Genomic DNA, 20,696 nt, shown 5'->3' with positions numbered 1-20,696 from the left:
TGCACTGTGCCGTCGGAAGCGCTTTGCGCATAAGCTTTACGCAAGCACTCCGCGCAATTAGACGAGTTGGCGACGGGCGCGCTCTTCTTCGGAGTTTTTATCGTCGTCTTTATACCACATGACGCCGACCAAATCGACGCGGCACTCCTCTCCCTGTCTGAATACGACGCGGTGCGGCGTCTGCACGAGGAGCATCTGTCCGCCGACTTTTACGTAGTATTCGGTGCAATCGGTGAGGAACACGCGCTTTTCGATTTTCGTTTTATATCCGACCGATTTATTCAGATTGATCGCATTCGGGCGCGCCGCCATAAAACGCTTTTCCCCGTTCGACGCGTCGTCGGGAAGCCGGCACGGAATGGCCTGCGAATAATCGCCGTCGGGATACGCTTTGCCGTCTTTGATTTCGACTTTGACAAAGGTCGATTTTCCCAAAAAGCTGTGCACGAATCTGTTCACCGGTTTGTTGTAAAGATTGCGCGGCGTATCGATTTGGACGATCTTTCCCATGTCCATGACCATCATGCGGTCGGACAGTGCCATCGCTTCGGACTGATCGTGCGTGACGAAGATGATCGTAAAATTGAATTTTTTCTGCAGTTCTTTGATTTCGAAACGCATCGACTCGCGAAGTTTCGGATCGAGATTCGAAAGCGGTTCGTCGAGCAGCATGACTTTCGGATTCGTCACGATCGCGCGCGCAAGAGCGATGCGCTGCTGCTGTCCGCCGGAAAGATTTCCCGGATAGAGCGATTCCAATCCGTCCAAATTCGTATACGAAAGAGCTGCGGCAACCCGCTCTTTGATTTCGTTCCGTGCGACTTTTTGCACTTTGAGCGGCAGCGCGACGTTTTCGAAAATGTTCATGTGCGGCCACACCGCGAACGCTTGAAACACCATACCCAATCCGCGTTCTTCCGGCGGCACGTACAAGTTTTTGCTTTTGACCGACACCGGCCGCCCGCATAAATGAATTTCGCCTTCGGTTAAATCTTCGAAGCCCGCGATCATGCGGAGCGTCGTCGTTTTACCGCAGCCCGACGGGCCGAGAAACGAAAAGCATTCGCCCTCTTCAATTTCGAGATTGAAGTCGTCTACCGCGACAACCGACTCTATCGATTTTTCTTCGAATTTTTTCGTAACGTGTTTTAATACGACTTGAGCCACGGCTCTACCTTCCTTTTCTCTCTTTTGTGATCTGCGTGACGATCGTATTGCACACGATGATCAATATGATGGCTACCGAAGCGAGCGCGGAAGCTCTCTGGATATAACCGTCGCTGCGCAGCGAGTAAATCGCCACCCCGAGCGTCCGCGTATACGGACCGTAGAGCAGCACCGATGTGGTGAGTTCGCGCATGGCGGGCAAAAAGATCAGGAAAAATCCCGACACCATCGCCGGCCGGATAAGAGGCAGCGTTATGTCTTTGAGCGCTTCGCTGTGAGACGCCCCGCACGAACGCGCGGCATCTTCGAGAGACGGATGCACTTGCTGCAGAGACGCGGACGCGGACTTCATCGAAAACGACAGATAACGCGCGATGTACGCGATGAGGATGATCCAAATCGTATTGTATAAATTGATATGGAAGATGACGCCCGACCACGCGAGGATAACGCCGATGGCGAGTACCGTTCCCGGAATCGAATACGGAAGTACCGAAACGATTTCCAAAATGCCCTTGCCCTTCGGTTTGATTTTGTTGACAACGTACGCGATCATAACGCCGAGGAACATACTCAACACGCCGGCGGAAACGGAAAGAAACAGCGAATTGCGGATCGAATCCGTTACCATTTTATTGCCGAACAATATGTTCGCATAATTTTTAAACGTAAAGTTTGCAAACGTAAGCGGCAGTCCGTACGCTTTCAAAAATCCGACGAGGAAAATCATGACGAGCGGTACGAGCACGATGACGATGAGTGACAAAAATGCGATAACCAGCAGCGGATATTTTCCGTGGCGCAATTTGATCAGCGTCGGGCGCATGCTCTTTCCTTTGATGATATCGTAACTGCCCGAGCGCAGCACGAGCTTTTGAATAACGAGAGCGATCGACACGACGATGACGAGCAAAACCGAAAGAGCCGCCCCTTCGCGGATGCCGTTGAAATCGCCGGCCGCACGGTTTATCAATTGATAAATCTTCGTCGGCAGCGTATAGATATTTTGCGAAAATCCGAGAATCGACGGAACGCCGAAATGCGCGAGCGATGAAATGAGGATGAGCAGCGCACCCGACGATATGGCAGGCAGCACGAGCGGAAGCGTAATCCTTCTGATAACGTAGCCCTGCTTTGCACCGGCGATGCGCGCGGATTCTTCAAGCGTCGGATCCATGCGTTCAAGCGCGCTGACGACCTGCATAAACACGAACGGAAAATAATACGACACTTCGACGAATATGATACCCCACACCGAATTGATGTTGACGGGCGCCTTTTGCAAATGGAAAGTCGCCATGATCCAATTGTTGATATAGCCGCCGCGAGCGGAAAGCATCAAGTCCCACGCCATCGCTCCGAAAAACGGCGGAAACATATACGGGATCGTAAAGAGGCTGCGCATGAGGCCTTTGAGCGGGATGTCGCTTCTGCCGAGCAGCCACGCGTAAAAAAGCCCCACGATCGTACCGAGCACCGTCACCCAAAACGCGATGACGATCGTATTCCACATGGCGCCGATATTGTCTTTGTTGCCGATGACGCGTGCAAACAAACCCAAGTCGAATCGGTGTTCGTAAAAAAACGCGTTGTAGATGATCATAAAGATCGGAATGATGACAACGATAAACAAAATCACAAAGCTGAGCGCCGTCATGACACCGTCGAGATTCAAGGCAAAACGTTTGCCGTCGAGCTTTGCCAAATCGGTATTGCGGTTTTTAAACATCATACAGCCTCCGCCGCCCGGGCGGTTTTTTCCCGCGCATAGTATTTCGGATTGATGAACTTCAGCCCCGCAACGTCGCCGGGCACATATTCGCGGGAATTGAGCATGTCGAGCGTACCCTGTTCGACGCGTATTTCCTTGCCTTCGAAATCGACGAAGTAGGTGCTTTCGCTTCCGAGAAAACTCGAACTCTTTACGGTGCCGCGCACGGGAGAAGCGTCGTCGAAAACGATGTCGGACGGACGGATGCCCATATCGTATTCGCCGTTCGTCACATCGGACGGCAAAGCGGATTCGGGGACATCGGCGTAGCGTATCTCTTTGCCGTTCAGATCGAAATACATACCGTCTGATTTTTTCTTTACCGGAATAAAATTCGATACGCCGATAAACGTAAAGACGAATTTATCGGCGGGGGTGAGCAGGATCTCTTCGTCGGTGCCGATTTGGCTTAAAGCACCGGAGGGATCCATCACCGCGATTTTATCGCAGAGCTGCAAAGCCGCCTGCTGATCGTGCGTTATATATAAAATCGTCGTACCGACCGTCCGCTGGATCTGCCGTATTTCGACGAGCATCTCTTCGCGGAGCTTTGCGTCGAGGTTCGTGATCGGCTCGTCGAGTACGATAACGTCGTCCGACGACACGAGAGAACGCGCGATCGCAACGCGCTGCTGCTGCCCGCCCGACAGCTGAGACGGCAAGTGATTTTTATATTTTTCCATCCGTACTTGAGAAAGCGCGAACTCCGCTTTTTTTTGTATTTCGTCTTTCGGCATCTTTTTCTTTTTCATCGGATAGACGACGTTTTCCCACACCGTCATATGCGGCCACACCGCGTAATCCTGAAAGACGACGCCGATATTGCGTTTTTCGGGCGCAACGTTGATGCGCTTTTTTGCGCTGAACACACATGTGTCGCCGATATAGATTTCGCCCTTTTCAGGTTTAATAAATCCGCAGAGACAGCGGATGAGCGTCGTTTTGCCGCAGCCGGACGGACCGACGACGCCGAGGATTTGACTTTCGTCCACCGTGAGCGAAAAATCCTCGAATATCGTGTGCCCTCCGTATCTGAATGTAACGGAATCGAATTTTATCTGAGCCATATACGTACCGAATCGGTTTATGGAAAACCGCAGCATACGGCGGCGGCCGCGATAACGAGCAACGCCGCCGTGCAATTTTTATTTGAAGATTTTATCGAAGACGGCGAGAACATCGCCGCTGTGCTTTGCAATTTCCGCGTCGTCGATTTTCATAGCGCGCTTGGCGATTTCCGACGGAGAGAGACTGCCCTCTTTTTGAACGTCGTCTCTGATCGACGCACAGCCGTGTTCGCTCAAAATCTTCTGACCTTCTTCCGACAGGATGTAATCGTACAAAAGTTTGCCGTTTTCCTGATTCGCGGAATTTTTAATGAGCGCGATCGGACTTGAAATGGCGACGAGATCGGTTTCGGGATACACGAATTTGATCGGAGAACCGTCGCTTTCGAGCGTCTGCGTAACGTAGTCGACGGCGATACACACTTTATATGCGCTCGCAGCGACTTTCGTATGCGTCGACGTCGTACCGCTTTCAAGTTCGGTGCCCGCCGCTTTTAATTTTTTAAAATAAGCTTCGCCGTATTTCGCGTCGGCGAGCAAACCCGCGACCGCGTAAAACGTCGTTCCCGATTCGCCGGGATCGGTCATAACGATTTGATTTTTATAAAACGGATCGAGCAGATCGTTCCACGTTTTCGGCGCCTGTTCCGGTTTTACCGTATTCGTATTGTATGCGAAACCCATGACGACCATGCGTCCGCCGCAATAATAATTTTCGGGATCTTTATACAACGCGTCGACGTGAGCGGCTTCGGGAGACGCATAGGCTTCGAGGATGCCCTGCTCTTTGAATGTAATATAGTTCGACGGATCGCCGACCCATACCAAATCGCAGGCGATTTGCCCCGACTGCTTTTCGGCAGCCATCTTCGTCGCGACTTTGCTCGTTCCCGCAGCATAATAATCCATAACGATATTCGGGTATTTTTTTGTAAACCCTTCTTTTACCGCGATGAGCTGCGCTTCTTTCAGCGACGAATACAACATGACCGATCCGGACTGCGACGAAGATGTCGCTTTCCCGGAGGATTCCGCGCTTTTTTTCGAACACGAGATTATTCCCGCGATCAATAGGATTGCCGCCGATACGGCTGCGATTCGCTTGTGCATATCATTCTCCTTCTAATACAATCGATGTGGCTGTCCAAAAGCTTCGATTTTCGGACAGTTTTTTTGATTGTGCGTATAGTATAAATCATATCGTAGATTTTGCCAGTGTAAATTCCGGGAATCGGCTGAAAAAACCGTTTTTTAAACCGCGAATTCAGCAAATGATAAAGGTCCCGCGGCAAACGGCAGGACCGCTGCCGGAGTACGACCTGTGCGAATCGAAACGATAACGCGATTTATTCGTGCGGAAGATTTCATACCCCGTCACTCTGCGTCGGGGTTGTTGATTGTGCCTTTTTTACAATTACGATATAGTGGCGCATATATGCGGGCTCAGGATCCGCAAGGGGAACAAGATGAGCGAAAAAAAATTGAAAATTTTGGGCTGGATCGGAACGGTACTTTCAGTGTTTATGTATGTATCATACATTCCCCAAATATGGGGCGACGTTCACGGACACAAAACGCCGTTTATACAACCTTTAGCTGCCGCGGTCAACTGCACTATATGGACAGCTTACGGACTTTTAAAAGAGAAACGCGACTATCCTTTATCGGCGGCAAATTTGCCCGGCGTTATCTTCGGACTAATTGCAACAATTGCTGCCTTTTAATCAAACCGGCAGGGGATAGGTCTGTAAGTCTGAAAGCGATTCCTGCGCGGGGAACTTCGCACTCCGTGCTCGTTGCAAGTCGCGCGGGGAACTTCGCACTTCGTGCTCGTTGCAAGTTGCGCGGGGAACTTCGCTCAATGTACGGCACGGATGCCGCCTCGCGTCCTTATTGAAATGGAAAAATCAATACCGCTTCATTACCGAAATTATCCATTACACATTAACAATTACCCATTAGAAAACACCCATTACCCATTAAAAATTGATCTCCGTGCTCGGAATCCCTCGAGGAAGTCGAGAGGCGAAAAACGCTCAACACGTTTTTCTTTTATAGGAGACGCGAAAAAATCCTCCGCACTGCTCGGAATCACTCGAGGAAGTCGTGAGTTGAAAAACGGCCGAGCCGTTTTTCTTTTATAGGAGACGTAAATAATTCCTGCGCACTGCTCGGAATTATTTACTCTTGCATTTTCCCACTCGTAGCGGTATCATATACATACATTATAAAACTCAATACAAATGAAAGCCGGCGGGTTTCGGCAGGAGAATACGATGTCAGACGGGATGAAAAAATTTTTACTGGGTGCGATTGTCGGTGCGGCAGCGGTGTCGCTTATCAAAACGGATGCTTTCCGCAAAGGCTGTTCCAAACTGATGGTCGCCGGCTTGCAGCTCAAAGATGACGCTTCCGCTTTTTTTGAATCGGTAAAAGAAGACGCCGAAGATGCGGATGCCGAAGCGAAACACAAAAAAGAGACCGCTGCAAAAGCATAATCATACTTTATGAATTTTTATATAAAACATTCTCTTCCGGGGCGCATCCGAATACGGTACGACAAATCTGAAGTGAATCTGCGTCAGGCTGTTCTGGCGCAGAATTTGTTGTCCGTTCAAGAAGGGATGAACCAGGTAACGGTCAATCACATCACGGGTTCATTCCTTATCCGTTACGACGAAACGAAACAATCCGAACAAAGCATCAAAGCGCTGTTTGCCGCTCTTTCCGACAAATATCTCAACGACGACGATATGCTTGCCTCCGTTGCACTCCCCACGAAACAGACGAGCCTCTTGGGATCGCTCATCTCGATGGCGGCATGGCACTATGCAAAACGACTTTTACCTCCGCCGCTACGATTGATCTTGCAGTTCACTTCGATTGCGCCGCGGGTTTTAAAAGGCGGCAAACGGATTTTTTCCGGGCGAGTGTTCTGCGCCGACATTCTCGATGCGACGGCCATTACGGCAGCCGCCGTGACGGGCGATATGACGACCGCGTCGAATATCAATTTTTTGCTCGATATCGGCGAAACGATCGAAGAATACACGAAAAAGAAATCCTATGAAGATCTGGCGTCGACGCTGTTTTCCGAAAACGATCAAGTGCAGCTCGTCGAAGGGGATACCGAACGCAAGGTTCCTCTGTATACGCTGAAAAAAGGCGACATCGTCGCGGTGCGCACGGGTTCGCTCATTCCGGCGGACGGCGAAGTCGTCAAAGGCGAAGCGCTTGTCAATCAGGCGTCGATCACCGGAGAGCCGCTCGCCGTCGAAAAGCGAAAAGGACACAGCGTGTTTGCCGGAACGATCGTGCAGGAAGGAGAGCTGTTCGTGCTCGTACGCGCGACGGGCAGTCAGACGAAAGTGCAGAATATCCTCGCAATGATCGATTCGTCGCAGCAGCTGAAAGTTTCGTCGCAAGTACGTTCGGAGCACCTTGCCGATCAGCTTGTCAAATATAATTTTTTGCTTTCGCTTTTGACTTTTATTTTTACCGGAAATATGACAAAGGTGCTGTCGACGCTTATGGTCGATTACTCGTGCGCGATGAAGCTCGCAGCTCCTCTTGCGGTATTGAGCGCGATGAAAGAAGCGGCCGAGCACGGCATCCTTGTCAAAGGCGGAAAATTTCTCGAAGACGCATCCCGCGCCGACACCGTCGTGTTCGACAAAACCGGCACTCTTACGGCAGCCGAACCGAAGCTTTCACGCATCATCGTATTCGGTAAAGAGAGCGAAGATGAGATGCTTGCGACGGCCGCCTGTTTGGAAGAACATTTTACGCATCCCGTCGCGCATGCGATCGTACAGGCTGCCGTTGATAAAGGACTCAAGCATCCCGAACGCCACGCAAAAGTCGAATACATCGTCGCACACGGCATCGTAACGACACTGAACGGTAAACGCCTTTCAATCGGCAGCAGGCATTTTATCTTTGAAGACGAAAAGGTACTGCGTCCGGAACATCTCGATGCGATCGCCAAAGACGCGCTCGATCGGGGCGAATCGCTTTTGTACCTCGCCGAAGGAAAAGGGCTGCTCGCCGCTTTTGCGATCACCGATCCCGTGAGAGCCGACGCGAAAGAGATCGTCCGCCGCCTGCACGGTACGGGCATCGTCAACTGTACGATGATAACGGGCGACGATGCGGGTGCGGCGAAGACTGCCGCGGAGCTTACGGGCATCGATCACTATATTGCGCACGCGCTGCCGGAAGACAAAGTCGCATACATCGAAAAACAAAAGCGGGAAGGGCACACCGTCATCATGATCGGCGACGGTATAAACGATGCCCCTGCACTCGCCGCTGCGAATACCGGAGTTGCCATGGGCGACTGCGCGGAAATCACCGGAGAGACGGCGGACATCGTGCTGCCGTCGGGCGACGGACTTGCGGCGCTGCTGAAAACGCGTATTATGGGACAACGTTTGATGAAAAAAATCGACGGCAACAATAAAAATATAATAATTGTTAATTCCGCCTTGATAGCCGCGGGTTTGTTCGGCTTTATTTCGCCGTCCCTCGCAGCCGTTTTGCACAATTCGTCGACGATCGCATTTGCCGTGCGGGCGATGCAGCCGTTATTGAAAAAAGAATGATGCAGATCAATTATTTTCCGGGCAGGCTGCGTTTGCGCGATCCCGCTCTCCGCGACGAAGCGATACGGTCGGCCGCCCTCGCCGTATTACACTCGATTTGCCCCGCAGCCGATCCGAAGTACAACGAAAAAACGGGCAGCATGCTTATCACATACGATCCTGAGGGTGTGCCGCTCGAACGCCTGCAAACGCTGGTTCCCGTTTTAAAAAAGCTCCGGCAAAAACTCGCCTCTTATTCCGAAAAAAATCGCGGCGATATCCTATCCGATATAGCGCAGATCAAATCGATTGTCGATTCGTGGAGCGGGAGCGCATAAATATCCGCCGCAGAATCGCCTTTTCAAAGTTGCTTCTAAAAACTGCTATTTAAAGGTTCTCAATTGTATTCGTGCGAAGAATTATCTCACATAAAGCGGCGGGATTGTTGTATCGATTGAATAGACTTAATTTCTAAATAGCCTCAATTTCGAGTTTTAGGTATCCCGGCTGAAACGTGCAGATCGATCCGTTCCCGGAATAATCTGCACGTTGTTAAAACTCTTACCGTACTCGGACAGCCTTTTCCGCAGCCGCGATAAAGCGCAGCGCTTCGTTCTTTTTTCCCTGACCGCTTAATCCTCCGCCGAGAATATAGATGCAGTCGGCATCGCTGCGGGTTTTGTAGCTGATGCCGTCCGGGTAGATAATTTTATCGATCATCGTGTATTGTTCACTGTCGTACGGCTTTCCGTCATAAGGTGCAATACCGTCGCATTTTTGTCCCCAGCTTTCCGCCGTATTTTTGAGCGCGCTTGCATCCGGCTTGGGCTGTTTGGAAATAAACAAAAAGCGGTAATTTTCCGCGCGCTTATTCGTATCAAGGCTCAACGCCCTTTCTTCCTGCACGAGTTTACCGTCTTTGAACGCATAGCCGATCGAAAGACCGAACGTCGTATCGTCCGCCGACGACAAAATCGAAGACGGCAGATCGACGGAATAGGCGCCGGTTTTCAGGGCGATGTGTTTTTTGGAATAATCGAGCGAAACGGAAGCGATAACGGGATCGCGTTTTCCGACTTCCGCTTCGGAGAGCGCAAGATATTCTTTCCACTGTTTCAATTCCGCCGAATACGACGGATACGCGTAGTCGGCGATAAAGGCCATATCCTGCCGGTGCCCGTTTAAAACGTCGCCATACGAATCGAATTTAAGCATAACGTACACGCCGTCCGGCATCGGAAGCGCGTACGCGATCGCCATATAATCGACGAAGGGGAGTTCCCAATAATTGATAAGCCACGTGCGTCCGAAGCGATCGATGTGCTTGTCGGATTTACACGGATCGCCGAGGGATGTGATCGCGATATTTTCGCCGGCAACGTTCCGCGTGATTTTACTCGCCGAGAGAATGTAGTCGACGTACGTTTTCGGAGAGGCGATGAGGTCTTTCAGCGCGACCGATTCGGGCTTTACGACATAAGCGAACGTATAACCGAGCATGGCGCCGAAGTTGACAAAACCGTTGTCACCCAGCTGATGCGTCGAAATTTCTTTCGGCTTCGCGTAATCCCACTTGCCCGCATCCGACAGATAAATCGTGTACGGAAAGCCGACCATATACGAATTCGAAAGCATTTCCGCGGCCCCGGCAGCTCGGGCAAAGCCTTCGTTCGCGTCGGGCGCAAAGCGTTCGCCCAAGTCGTGTACGAGCTTGTCGGTATTGTTTCTGTTGCGCGACGTGATCTCCGCGCGGAGCGATCCGAGATTTTGCGGCAACGAAAGCTTTTCATCGAAAACATGATAAAAGCGTTCCGTCAAAATCGTCGGCAGCCGATAGTAAAACGGAATGTGTACGATACCCGTGTTGTCGGCGACGTTTTTCGTTTCCGCAAAGGGCAGCGCGTAGTTTAAATTTTCGTTTTGGCTTTTCATTGCGATAATACCGAGGACGTCGCCTTTTTCCGTGATAAGCGGTCCGCCGGAATTTCCCGGGCTTGCGGCCGCCGAAAAGCGGAGCCACTGCCATGCGCCGTTTTCCTGTTCGGGCGTACGGCTCGTGAGCACACCGTTTCTGATGACGATACCCTCGCCGAGCGCGTTGCCCACAGAAAACACGGTCGAGTTCAACGCCGCATCGGGCGCGACGGAAAGTCCCTTGCTTTTATCCGCAGTAAAATTTTCTACATCGAAACAGATAAAATCGCGGTCGGTCGCAAATTTCGTAACCGACGAAATCTTCCATGTTTTACCGTCTTTGCCGCGCAAAAAATAATTCGTGTACAGCGTTTCTTTGTACAGCGAAAATACGTGCGCCGCAGAATAAAATTTTCCGTCGTTCATCAAAAACGCCGTACCGATCGGCAAGTACGCATCGTTGCGGATCGCAAAAGGAATGCGCTCAAGCGGAAGTTTTTTTTCGTATGTGAGATTTCCCTCCGCCGGTTTTTCGACGACAACTTCAAATACCGCCGCCTGCACTTTTTGCAAAACGGTGCTTTCCAAAATAGTCTGCGCGTAAACCGAAACAAACGCGCACGCCCAAACGACAAGGGCAAAACAGAGTTTTCGTGTGTTTTTCATAAGGCGATTGTAACACGCTTCCCCGAATATTTCCAGCGTGCACAGTCAAATGCACATATTGCTTTTTTTATACATTTGTTTATAATTATTCGATATATTATATTGTAAGGACGGGGTTTAAAAAGCCGTATGGATGGTTTAAAGCGACAGATCAAAGAAGTGATTGTATCGTCGTTGCAGCTGGAAGACGTAAAGCCGGAAGACATCGTCGACGCCGAACCGCTTTTCGGAACGGGCTTGGGGCTTGATTCAATCGATGCTCTTGAATTGGGTGTGGCGTTGAAGAAAAAATTCGGCGTAAAGCTTTCAGCCGAAAGCGCTGATAATAAAAAGCACTTTGCATCGGTCGATGCATTAGCTGAATATATTGCAGCCGAAAAGGCGTAAGAGGAATTGTATATGACTAAAGAAGAGATTTTCGACAAACTGAAAGCGATTCTTTCAAAAGAATTTGAAATCGAAGAGGATAAAATCACTCCCACGGCAAAGCTTGCCGATGACCTTGAACTTGACTCCATCGATTCGATCGACTTGATCGTAAAGATGAAGGATTTTATTCCCGGAAAAGTCGACCCTGCGATTTTCAAAACGGTAAAGACGATGCAGGATGTCGTCGACGCATTGTATCCGTATACGCAGCAGGCTTAATAAAAAATGAACGCGGCAGCTCGTGCAGCCGGCCGCTTCTTTTTTTTATCGATGTCGTTTCCGATTGATGAAAAAATTTGTTAAGGTTTTTTTTTATGCGGTTGCGGCGCTTTATCCCGTCCTCGTCTTTGCGTTCCTTGTCGTATTAAAACTTCCGGTCAGGATTTTATCGCTGTGTATCGTCGCCCTCGCCTTCGCGTTTTTTTTGAGCGCGACGGGGCGGTCGCAGAGGACGAACGTAAAAGAAAATGAAACGGTAAAAAGCGTAAAGCGGTCTTTCGATTGGAAGCCGCTTGCGCAGTCCGTGCTTTTTCTTGCAGCAGGTCTTTTTTGTTTTTTTACGAATCGGACCGTATTTTTAAAATTGTATTCGGTAACGATCAGCGCAACGCTACTCGCCGTTTTCGGCAGCACGCTTTTTTTGCCGCCGAACATCATTTTCAGGTTTGCGTGTCTGCAGGATAAAACGATACGCGGCTCTGCAGCGGAAAGCTCGATAGAGCGGTACTGCCGCAAAGTGACCGTCGCGTGGTGCGTCTTTTTTATCTGCAACGGAAGTGTGTCGGCATTTACGGCGTTTTTTTGCTCCGATACGGTGTGGTCGATATACAACGGCGGCATTTCATACGTGCTCATGGGCTGTATGTTTGCCGTTGAATTTATTATCAGAAGGCGGGTACAAAAAAAAATGCCGAAAGCACATACGATCAGCACATTTACGGCGGGTTCCCGCCCTGACGATTTTATCGTCTGTTACGAACGGAAGTGGTCGGACGGCGTGTATAAAACGTGGCGTGATTTTCTTTCCGATTCGGCAAAGCTTCGAAAATTCATTTCCGAAAAATCCGCACAAAAATATATTCTCCACTGCGAAGATTATTGGTATTTTCTGTGCGCGTTCATTGCGCTTTTGCAGTGCAAAAAAACGGTACTTTTGACGCAAAACGTTACGCGCGAATTCATCGCGGAAATCAAAACGGACGGCGTCGAATTTTTAACCGACCGCGATATTGCCGATTCGATTTTTATTCCCGATGTCGTCGAAAAGGCTGCTTTTCCGTCCGAAAGCGATATGCGTTCGCTTCCGAAAATCGTCGCGGACGATACGGATATTTTGCTCTACACATCGGGCAGTACCGGAAAGCCCAAAGGCGTCCGCCAGCGCATGACCGAATTCGAACTCGACAACGCGTTCGTCTTTTCGAAGTGGGGCGCGGAATTCGCAAAGCGAAAACTCGTTACGACGGTGAGCCAGCACCACATCTACGGTTTTTTGTTCGGCATCGCGCTCCCCTTCGGCTACGGCGTTCCCTTCCGCCGTACGCGCATCGAATATCCCGAAGAATTCGAAACGCTGTCCGACGAATCCTACATGATCATCGCGACGCCCGCGTTTTTAAAGCGCACCGTTGAAACGGAGCGGAAACTGCCGCTCGACGATTGCTTTATCTTTACAAGCGGGGGAGCCGTTTCGAAAGAGCTTGCCGAAAAGACGGAAGCCGTATTCGGTTTTTGTCCGCTTGAAGTGTACGGTTCGACGGAGACGAGCGGCATCGCGTATCGGCAGCAGACGAAGGACGGACTTGCGTGGACGCCGTTCGACAACGCGAAGATTTGGAAAGGGGAAGACGGCTGTCTTGTCATCGTCTCTCCGTATATCAAAGACCCGAAAGGCTTTGCGACCGCCGATTTGGCGGATCTTCTCCCCGACGGCAGATTCGTCATGAAAGGCAGGGCCGACTCGATCGTAAAGATAGAGGAAAAACGCATTTCGATGACGGAAGTCGAAAACAGGCTTTTGCAGAGCGGCTTCGTTTCCGACGTAAAAGTCGTCGCGCTCGAAGACGTGCGCCAGTATCTTGCGGCCGCGCTCGTACTCAATGCTGACGGCAAACGGAAATTTCAAAACGAAAAAAAATTGACGATTAATAAATTCTTTCACGACTATCTTATGAATTATTTTGAAAACGTCGTTATTCCGAAACGCTGGCGCTATGTCGCCTCTCTTCCGTGCGACGTGCAGGGTAAAAAGCACAAGGAAGATATCGCAGCTTTGTTTGCAACGCGCGATGCGTCGGATGCGGCCGTACGATAAAAACGGTACGGAGGCGTGATGCCGTGCGGGCGGAATACGGCGCGGCGGCGTATATGAAAAGGGGGCATGATAACCATGAGTGAAAATCTGCACGATATCGTCGATGAAAAGGTTCTTTCGCAGAGCGGAGATTCCGCAGAGATCGAATTTTTTATTCCTGCTTCGAGCGATTTTTTCGACGGGCATTTTCCGGAGTTTAAACTGCTCCCGGCCGTCGCACAGTTCGAAATTATAACGCGGTTTTCAAAAAAATATTTCGGTACGCAGCGCTATGTGCCGGAAATCAAACGCATTAAATTTTCCGCGCCGATCAGACCCGACACGCTCGTCCGCTTAAAGCTTGATTTCAATCGCGAAAAAAAATCGATGTCGTTTTTGCTCCGGGATGCAAAAAAATCCGATAAAGCGTATTCGTCGGGAATCTTCGTCGCTGCGGTGTAGTCTATGGGTGCGATGCAAAACGCTGCGCAAAACGATAAGGCGCAAAAAGCTCCGATAGAGCTCGGTTTTGTCATCCCCGTGTATAATCACGGTTCGACGGTCGGCTCCGTTATCCGCTCTCTTGCCGTATACGGACGGCCGATCATCGTCGTGGACGACGGCAACGATGCGGCGAATAAAATGCAGATCCGCGCGGCGGTCGATTCGTGCCCGCTTGCCGTACTTGTCGAACGGAAAAAAAACGGCGGCAAAGGCAAAGCGATGACGAGCGGCGTTTTAAAAGCGCACGAGCTCGGTTTGACGCACGTCTTTCAAATCGATTCGGACGGACAGCATGACGCGTCGCGCGCTTCTTTTTTTATCGAAGCGGCGGAAGAAAATCCCTCTTGCCTTATCTGCGGTACACCCGTATTCGACGAGTCGGTGCCGGCCTCGCGCAAAAAAGGCAGAGAGATTTCAAACCGCTGGGCACGCTTTGTGTCTCTGAGCGATGAAATCGTCGACGCCATGTGCGGGTTTCGAATCTATCCGGTAGCGCCGTATTGCCGCCTGCTCACTCACCGCGCGTGCGTCGATGCGCGCATGGGATACGACGCGGACATCCTCGTACACTTCGTATGGAGCGGCGTGCATATAAAATCCTATCCGGTGCGCGTGACTTACCCCGCAGACGGCATTTCGAATTTCCGCATGGTGCGCGACAATATCCGCATATCGCTGTCGTTTACGAAATTGTTTTTGGGTATGATCGTGCGCTTGCCGGTTCTGACGTTCCGCGCTATTTGCAGAAGAAGGGCTTATGGCTGAACCTGCGGAAAGCGCGGATAAGCACTGGACACAAAAACGGGAAGAAGTGTCGAGCAGCCGCCCGATCGAATTTACCGTGTGGCTCATTTCGCACCTGCCTTTGTGGTTTATCGGTTTGCTCGCTTTTCCCATTTCGTTTTTTTATTTTGCGTGTTCGAAGCGCGCCCGAGACGAATCGCGCGCATATCAAAACCGGTTGCTGCGATATACTGCGGACAGGGGTGATTGCATAAAGCGGCCCTACGTCTATAGGCACATCGTTTCGTTTGCGCTGTGCATCATCGAAAAGATCGAAGGATGGTGCGGTAAAATCGATTTTAATAAAATCGCGCTCCAAAAAGACGACGTTAAATCGCTGATCGATCAGCTCGATCGAAAAAGAGGCGCGCTGCTCATCGGTTCGCATTTGGGCAACATCGAAATGCTCAGGAGCCTTGCAGAATACGGACGTACGGGCGTGTCGCACTATGTTCCCGTTACGGCGATTTTGAATTTGAATACGACGAAAAAATTCAACAATACGATAAAATCGATCAATCCGCACGTGCAGCTCAATATAATAAACGCCGATGAAATCAACGCGGGAACGATTTCGCTGTTGATGGACAGAATCGACGAAGGCGGCCTCGTCGTCATCGCCGCAGACCGCACGTCGTTCAATACTGCGGACAGGGCGATAATCGAAAACTTTCTCGGGAAGCCTGCGCGGTTTTCGTACGGCGCTTTTTTGCTTGCAGCGCTTTTAAAAGCGCCGACGTATTTCGTCTTTGCGCTCCGCGAAAAGACGCTCATGCTCACTCCGCGCTATTCGATGCACGTACATAAAACGGGCATAGCATTCGATTGTCCGCGCGCCGAACGGGAGGCGCGGATCAGGCGCTTGTGCCGCGAATACGTCGCTCTCTTGGAACAGTATTGCATAATGTATCCTTTGCAGTGGTATAATTTTTTTAATTTTTGGACGGAAAACGAAAATCGCAAGGAAGCATGATATGAACGGTTCGCTCGTTTCGGAAGAGATGACATTTAAAGTCGAATTTTACGACGTCGATTCGATGCGCGTCGCGTGGCACGGAAATTACGTAAAATTCATCGAACGCGGCAGATGCGCGCTGCTCGATAAAATCGGCTACGGCTATCTGCAGATGGTCGAAGACGGCTACGCGTTTCCAGTCGCGGAGCTGAAGATAAAATACGTGCGTTCTCTTGCTTTCGGAGACGAGGCGAGAATCAAAGCATCATTGATTGAATACGAAAATCGTCTTAAAATACGTTACGAGATTTACGACGCGAAGACCGGCGTCCTTGCGACAAAGGCGGAAAGCACGCAGATGGCGGTAAAGTTGCAAACGGGCGAAACGTGTTTCGTGTGTCCCGAAAAATTGATAACCCGCGTTGAAAAATTGTTAAAAAAATAACGGCGTCGAATGGCGCTTGCGGAGGTATTGCATGAAAAAGATAATTGTTAATTTTATATGTGTTCTTGCTTTTGCGGCGATGCCGCTCTTTGCGGCGGATGCGACATTCGATGCCGTGTGCGCCGACCTCGCGCGCCATCCGAATACGACCGGGAATTTTACGCAGGTGCGCACGATTTCAAAAGTAAACCGATCGCTCACGTCGAGCGGGACCTTTATATTCAGCCTCGACGGCATTATGTGGAAAACGCTGAAACCCTTTCCGTCGTCGCTCGTCGTGGGATTGACGAGCGTCATTCAGACGACGCCCGACGGCAAGAAGACCGTCATCGACGCGTCGAACAATCAAATCTTTACGAGCATTTCGACGACGCTCTCTTCGATTTTTTCCGGCAATGTGAAAAAACTGTACGAAAATTTTTCGGTCGCTTTTTCTTCCGACGGAAACAGATGGAATGCCGTTCTTACTCCGAAAGATAAGACCGTCGCCGCCGTGATGAAAACGCTCGCACTCGGCGGAACGGGCGCGTCCGGCGGTGCCGAATTCGATACGATCGTTATGACCGAAGCGGGCGGCGATACCGTCACCTATACGTTTTCGAATCAAAAGTATCCGAAGGAGCTTTCAGCAGATGAAAAAGCCGTCTTTACCGCAAAATAAAACATTTGCATTTGCATGGCTTGTTTTCCACGCGCTCGTCCTCGTCCCTTGTCTTTTTATCATTGCACGCGCGGGTACGGTAAACCTCGACGCCGATCTTTTTAATATGCTGCCGAAGCCGGACATCGGCAAAGCGATGGGTGTCGCCGACGAACGCCTTACCGAAATGACGGGGCAAAACGTATTTATCCTCGTGTCGCATAAAGATTTCGATACGGCGAAGTCCGTCGCGGAAACCGTCTACAGTGAATTGAAAGACAGTCCGCGTTTTAAATCGGTGTCGCTGTATTCCGATGAAGCGATGCTCCAAAGCGTGATGGACTTTGTGCACCGGTATCGCTGGAATCTGCTCGACGATGAAGCTGTCGAAACGCTTTCATCTCCGGGCGGCGCGGAAAGCTTTGCGGAAAATGCGCTTGCAAAAGCCTACGGCGCCTTTACCTTTTCTTCGCTCGACAAACTGGAAGACGATCCGTTTATGCTCGACGAATACGTATTGCAGTACTACCTCGCATCGCTGCAAAATTCCGGTACGTCCATGTCGCCGAAAGACGGTGTGCTCGCTGCCCAATACGACGGCAGCTGGTATGTGATGGTTCAGGGCATTTTAAGCAAAGAAGGGGCGGCGCTTGCAAGCAAGTCGAACGCCGTCGTGCAGATTTACGACGTGTGCGAACCGCTCGAAAAAGACGGCGTGCGTTTTGTGTATTCGGGTACTCCCTTTCACAGTCACAAAAGTTCGACGTCGGCGAGCAGAGAGATTTCGATCATTTCGACCGTAACGCTGCTCGGCATTATTATTTTACTGCTGATCGTGTTTAAAAATCCGCTGCCGCTCGTTTTGTCCATCGCATCGATTTTACTTTCGATCGCGGCGGCATTTGCGATGACGTATACATGCTTCGGTCAGATCCACATACTGACGCTCGTGTTCGGCACATCGCTCATCGGCTCGTGTATCGATTACAGTCTGCACTTTTTCATCCACTGGAAAGCGAACAGGATGCTCGCAAGCGGTGCGGAGATCCGCCGTCATTTGATGACCGGTCTTTTACTGTCGCTCATCTCCACCGAACTCTGCTATTTTATTCTCGTATTTGCGCCGTTCGGATTGCTCAAGCAGATGGCGGTATTTTCGCTTACCGGCATTTTCAGCGCGTTTTTAACCGTCGTAAGCGTGTATCCTCTGCTTGCGATGCCGGCAGATACCAAGCGCGCGATCCCGCTCATCGATGCGCTTGCCGCGCCTAAGTGGTATGACAAAAAGAAAATCGGCAGAATTGCAGTAGTTTCGATTTTTGCCGTAACGCTTACGACGCTTTTCGTCAACCGTAAAAATATTAAAATAAAAAACGACGTCAACACCTTATACGAAGCGACCGGACGTGTCCGCGAAGATGCGGTCATTTCGTATAAAGTGCTCAACTACAATCCGACCGGCTGGTTTATCATAGCCGGAGACACGGTTGAAAAAACGCTCGAAGAAGAAGAAGCGCTCTGCAAGCGTCTGTCGGAAGTCAACGAAGGTAAAGCGCTCGGCGGTTTTATCGCAACGTCGCAGTATATCCCATCCCTTGCAAAGCAAAAAAAATCGTACGAAACGGCGGGAAATCTTTTACCGCTCGCACCCGTCCAATACGAAATGCTCGGCTATAATGCGTCGCTTGCGTCGGAGCTGCAGGCATCGTACGACGCGGACGCAGCAAAGTACATCACTCCCGACGGCGATATCCCGTCGTACCTCAAAAAAGCGATATCGTCCGCATGGCTCGGCGAAATTGACGGGCGGTACTATTCCATCGTGCTTCCCATTTCGATCACCGACGAAGCGGCGTATATACGGATCGCGGCGGAAAATCCGAACGTCTATTTTGAAAATAAAATCAAAGACATCGGACGCGATTTGGATCGTTTGACAAAGACGATTTTGACGCTGTTTGCAATCGCATACGTCGTCATCGTCATCGTGCTGAAGATTTTTTATAATTGGCGGCACACGCTGAAGATCGCATCTATCCCGCTGCTCATCGTGCTCGTCATCGCATCGATATTTTCGGCGCGCGGCATAGCGCTCGAATTTTTTTCGATCACCGGTATGATTTTGGTGTTCGGTCTCGGTCTCGACTACGTGATCTATATGGTCGAAAATGAAAAGCGCAGCGATACGACGGTGAACGCTCGCCTCGAACCTTTTGCGATTTTGCTGTCGTTTTTGACGACCGCCGTTTCCTTCGGTGCACTCGCGCTCAGTTCCTTCGTGCCGGTACACATGCTCGGTCTTTCGATCTTTTTAGGATTGACGACGGCGTTTTTGTGTACGGTGTTGTAGGGGGCGATTTATGAAGCGCGTCGGTATCGTACACCGAATTCGGGTACCGCTAAAATTCTAATTGCCGTTATAAAGGATAGAGGCAATCTCATTGATTATTTCTTCTTGTGGGTGGTGATAAATCAACACAAGATGAGGATATAAAGACCGCCAAGAAAATGGCCGGGGGTATCGATTATGGAAAAATTGACTGAATTTGATATGGCAGAATATCTTGATACCGAAGAATTACAAAAAGGCTATCTTGAACTTGTTGCAAAGGACGGCACACAAGAGGAATTGCTCCGTGCAATAAACGCGGTGGCAAGGGCAAGAGGGATGACAGAGACGGCAAAGGAAGCGGGCATTACAAGAGACGGGCTTTACAAGGCACTTGCCCCCGAAGCGAACCCCGCTTTTTCAACGGTGTTTAACATTCTTCATGCTATCGGCTATACACTCACGCCTACACCGATAGCAAAAACGATGTAACGAATCGGAATATTAGTCCTCTACCCGAAGCAGGCGACTTTTACATTTTTCGGCGCGTTTTGCATCGCAAGCCATAACGTAAGTTTCATTTGCATTGCCATCCAGCTTTCCGGTGTTGTAGCCGTTGCTTTAGCAATCCTAATTGCCATTTCCGGACTTAACGCGGATTTTTCATTTACAAATTCCGAGAGAGTTTTTCTTGTAACCCCAAGCATTTCTGCCGCATCGGTGATGGTTATTCCCAACGGTTCAAGAACATCTTTTAAGAATACTTCGCCCGGATGAGTCGGTTTTCTAGCCATAGTTATCCTTAATGGTAATCCTGATAATCGACAAGAAATGCATCTTGTCCCTCAAAATAAAAAGTAACGCGCCAGTTTCCGTTTACTGTTACCGACCACATTCCTTTTTTCCGCCCTTGTAATTGATGAAGTCTATATCCCGGTAAGTTCATATCCTGCGGATTTATACTTGAATCCAGACGGTCTAAAATTCGTCCCAGTTTGGAAGCATGTTCAGGAATAATTCCCGCTTTATTCCCGGTTTCGAAAAAATCTTTAAGACCCTTATGCCGCCATGATTTAATCATAATTGATTATATTTAATAACGCGTAACGTATCAAGTTATACCAATGGTTTTCCGCTGTATACAAACGCT

At 50.1% G+C, this 20,696-nt stretch carries 21 protein-coding genes; 14 read left to right on the top strand and 7 right to left on the bottom strand.

The annotated features are described in order from the left end of the window. Window positions 1-57 precede the first annotated feature (57 nt). From H9I36_RS04830 to H9I36_RS04815, 4 genes are all read right to left on the bottom strand, one after another. On the bottom strand, window positions 58-1,167 hold the full coding sequence (locus H9I36_RS04830; protein WP_021331606.1) for an ABC transporter ATP-binding protein: 1,110 nt from the start codon (window positions 1,165-1,167) through the stop codon (window positions 58-60). A gap of 4 nt (window positions 1,168-1,171) precedes the next feature. After that, window positions 1,172-2,899, bottom strand: coding sequence for an ABC transporter permease (locus tag H9I36_RS04825; protein ID WP_187384246.1), 1,728 nt, complete (start codon window positions 2,897-2,899; stop codon window positions 1,172-1,174). Next, the gene (locus H9I36_RS04820) at window positions 2,896-4,005 is read right to left on the bottom strand and encodes an ABC transporter ATP-binding protein (protein WP_187384245.1); all 1,110 of its coding nucleotides are present in this window, start codon (window positions 4,003-4,005) and stop codon (window positions 2,896-2,898) included. The genes H9I36_RS04825 and H9I36_RS04820 overlap by 4 nt, the downstream gene beginning before the upstream one ends. Before the next feature lie 78 nt (window positions 4,006-4,083). Next, window positions 4,084-5,115: an ABC transporter substrate-binding protein gene (locus H9I36_RS04815; protein WP_187384244.1), complete on the bottom strand. Its 1,032-nt coding sequence runs from the start codon at window positions 5,113-5,115 to the stop codon at window positions 4,084-4,086. A 356-nt stretch (window positions 5,116-5,471) separates the two neighbouring features. Here H9I36_RS04815 and H9I36_RS04810 point away from each other — a divergent pair, with 356 nt between their 5' ends. The 4 genes from H9I36_RS04810 (at window position 5,472) to H9I36_RS04795 (ending at window position 8,926) form a co-directional block, all read left to right on the top strand. After that, window positions 5,472-5,729, top strand: coding sequence for a SemiSWEET family transporter (locus tag H9I36_RS04810; RefSeq protein ID WP_187384243.1), 258 nt, complete (start codon window positions 5,472-5,474; stop codon window positions 5,727-5,729). Between the two features lie 552 nt (window positions 5,730-6,281). Next, the gene (locus H9I36_RS04805; RefSeq protein ID WP_255422660.1) at window positions 6,282-6,503 is read left to right on the top strand and encodes a hypothetical protein; all 222 of its coding nucleotides are present in this window, start codon (window positions 6,282-6,284) and stop codon (window positions 6,501-6,503) included. 9 nt (window positions 6,504-6,512) lie between these two features. Continuing rightward, window positions 6,513-8,609, top strand: a complete 2,097-nt coding sequence (locus H9I36_RS04800; protein WP_187384242.1) for a heavy metal translocating P-type ATPase — start codon at window positions 6,513-6,515, stop codon at window positions 8,607-8,609. Continuing rightward, a complete protein-coding gene (locus tag H9I36_RS04795; RefSeq protein WP_187384241.1) occupies window positions 8,606-8,926 on the top strand; it encodes a hypothetical protein in 321 nt (106 codons plus the stop codon). The genes H9I36_RS04800 and H9I36_RS04795 overlap by 4 nt, the downstream gene beginning before the upstream one ends. A gap of 223 nt (window positions 8,927-9,149) precedes the next feature. Here the strand turns inward: H9I36_RS04795 and H9I36_RS04790 are convergent, their stop codons facing one another. After that, window positions 9,150-11,168 carry a S1 family peptidase gene (locus H9I36_RS04790; protein ID WP_187384240.1) on the bottom strand — a complete coding sequence of 673 codons (2,019 nt, stop codon included), beginning with the start codon at window positions 11,166-11,168 and terminating at the stop codon, window positions 9,150-9,152. 129 nt (window positions 11,169-11,297) lie between these two features. On the opposite strand from H9I36_RS04790, the gene H9I36_RS04785 reads away from it, so the two are divergent. The 10 genes from H9I36_RS04785 (at window position 11,298) to H9I36_RS04740 (ending at window position 20,038) form a co-directional block, all read left to right on the top strand. Then, window positions 11,298-11,555: a phosphopantetheine-binding protein gene (locus H9I36_RS04785; protein ID WP_187384239.1), complete on the top strand. Its 258-nt coding sequence runs from the start codon at window positions 11,298-11,300 to the stop codon at window positions 11,553-11,555. 12 nt (window positions 11,556-11,567) lie between these two features. Beyond that, complete coding sequence (locus tag H9I36_RS04780; protein WP_187384238.1) at window positions 11,568-11,816, top strand: acyl carrier protein; 249 nt, start codon at window positions 11,568-11,570, stop codon at window positions 11,814-11,816. Between the two features lie 67 nt (window positions 11,817-11,883). Then, window positions 11,884-13,911, top strand: coding sequence for an AMP-binding protein (locus H9I36_RS04775; protein WP_187384237.1), 2,028 nt, complete (start codon window positions 11,884-11,886; stop codon window positions 13,909-13,911). A 75-nt stretch (window positions 13,912-13,986) separates the two neighbouring features. Beyond that, a complete protein-coding gene (locus H9I36_RS04770; RefSeq protein WP_021495773.1) occupies window positions 13,987-14,352 on the top strand; it encodes an ApeI family dehydratase in 366 nt (121 codons plus the stop codon). A gap of 3 nt (window positions 14,353-14,355) precedes the next feature. Next, a complete protein-coding gene (locus tag H9I36_RS04765; RefSeq protein WP_187384236.1) occupies window positions 14,356-15,159 on the top strand; it encodes a glycosyltransferase family 2 protein in 804 nt (267 codons plus the stop codon). After that, a complete protein-coding gene (locus H9I36_RS04760; protein ID WP_187384235.1) occupies window positions 15,152-16,150 on the top strand; it encodes a lysophospholipid acyltransferase family protein in 999 nt (332 codons plus the stop codon). Before H9I36_RS04765 ends, H9I36_RS04760 begins: the two co-directional genes overlap by 8 nt. A 1-nt stretch (window position 16,151) precedes the next feature. Continuing rightward, complete coding sequence (locus tag H9I36_RS04755) at window positions 16,152-16,577, top strand: acyl-CoA thioesterase (protein WP_187384234.1); 426 nt, start codon at window positions 16,152-16,154, stop codon at window positions 16,575-16,577. Window positions 16,578-16,608: 31 nt separating this feature from the next. Beyond that, window positions 16,609-17,238: a LolA family protein gene (locus H9I36_RS04750; protein WP_187384233.1), complete on the top strand. Its 630-nt coding sequence runs from the start codon at window positions 16,609-16,611 to the stop codon at window positions 17,236-17,238. Further along, window positions 17,210-19,567, top strand: a complete 2,358-nt coding sequence (locus H9I36_RS04745) for an MMPL family transporter (RefSeq protein ID WP_187384232.1) — start codon at window positions 17,210-17,212, stop codon at window positions 19,565-19,567. Before H9I36_RS04750 ends, H9I36_RS04745 begins: the two co-directional genes overlap by 29 nt. A 177-nt stretch (window positions 19,568-19,744) precedes the next feature. Then, window positions 19,745-20,038, top strand: coding sequence for an addiction module antidote protein (locus H9I36_RS04740; RefSeq protein ID WP_187384231.1), 294 nt, complete (start codon window positions 19,745-19,747; stop codon window positions 20,036-20,038). Between the two features lie 20 nt (window positions 20,039-20,058). On the opposite strand, the gene H9I36_RS04735 is transcribed toward H9I36_RS04740, so the two are convergent. Further along, a complete protein-coding gene (locus H9I36_RS04735) occupies window positions 20,059-20,340 on the bottom strand; it encodes a HigA family addiction module antitoxin (protein WP_187384230.1) in 282 nt (93 codons plus the stop codon). A gap of 8 nt (window positions 20,341-20,348) precedes the next feature. Beyond that, a complete protein-coding gene (locus tag H9I36_RS04730) occupies window positions 20,349-20,627 on the bottom strand; it encodes a type II toxin-antitoxin system RelE/ParE family toxin (protein WP_187384229.1) in 279 nt (92 codons plus the stop codon). Window positions 20,628-20,696 lie beyond the last annotated feature (69 nt).

It is taken from the genome of Treponema sp. Marseille-Q4130 (assembly GCF_014334325.1).
Taxonomy (GTDB): domain Bacteria; phylum Spirochaetota; class Spirochaetia; order Treponematales; family Treponemataceae; genus Treponema_D.
This window is presented reverse-complemented; position numbering and strand designations above follow the sequence as displayed.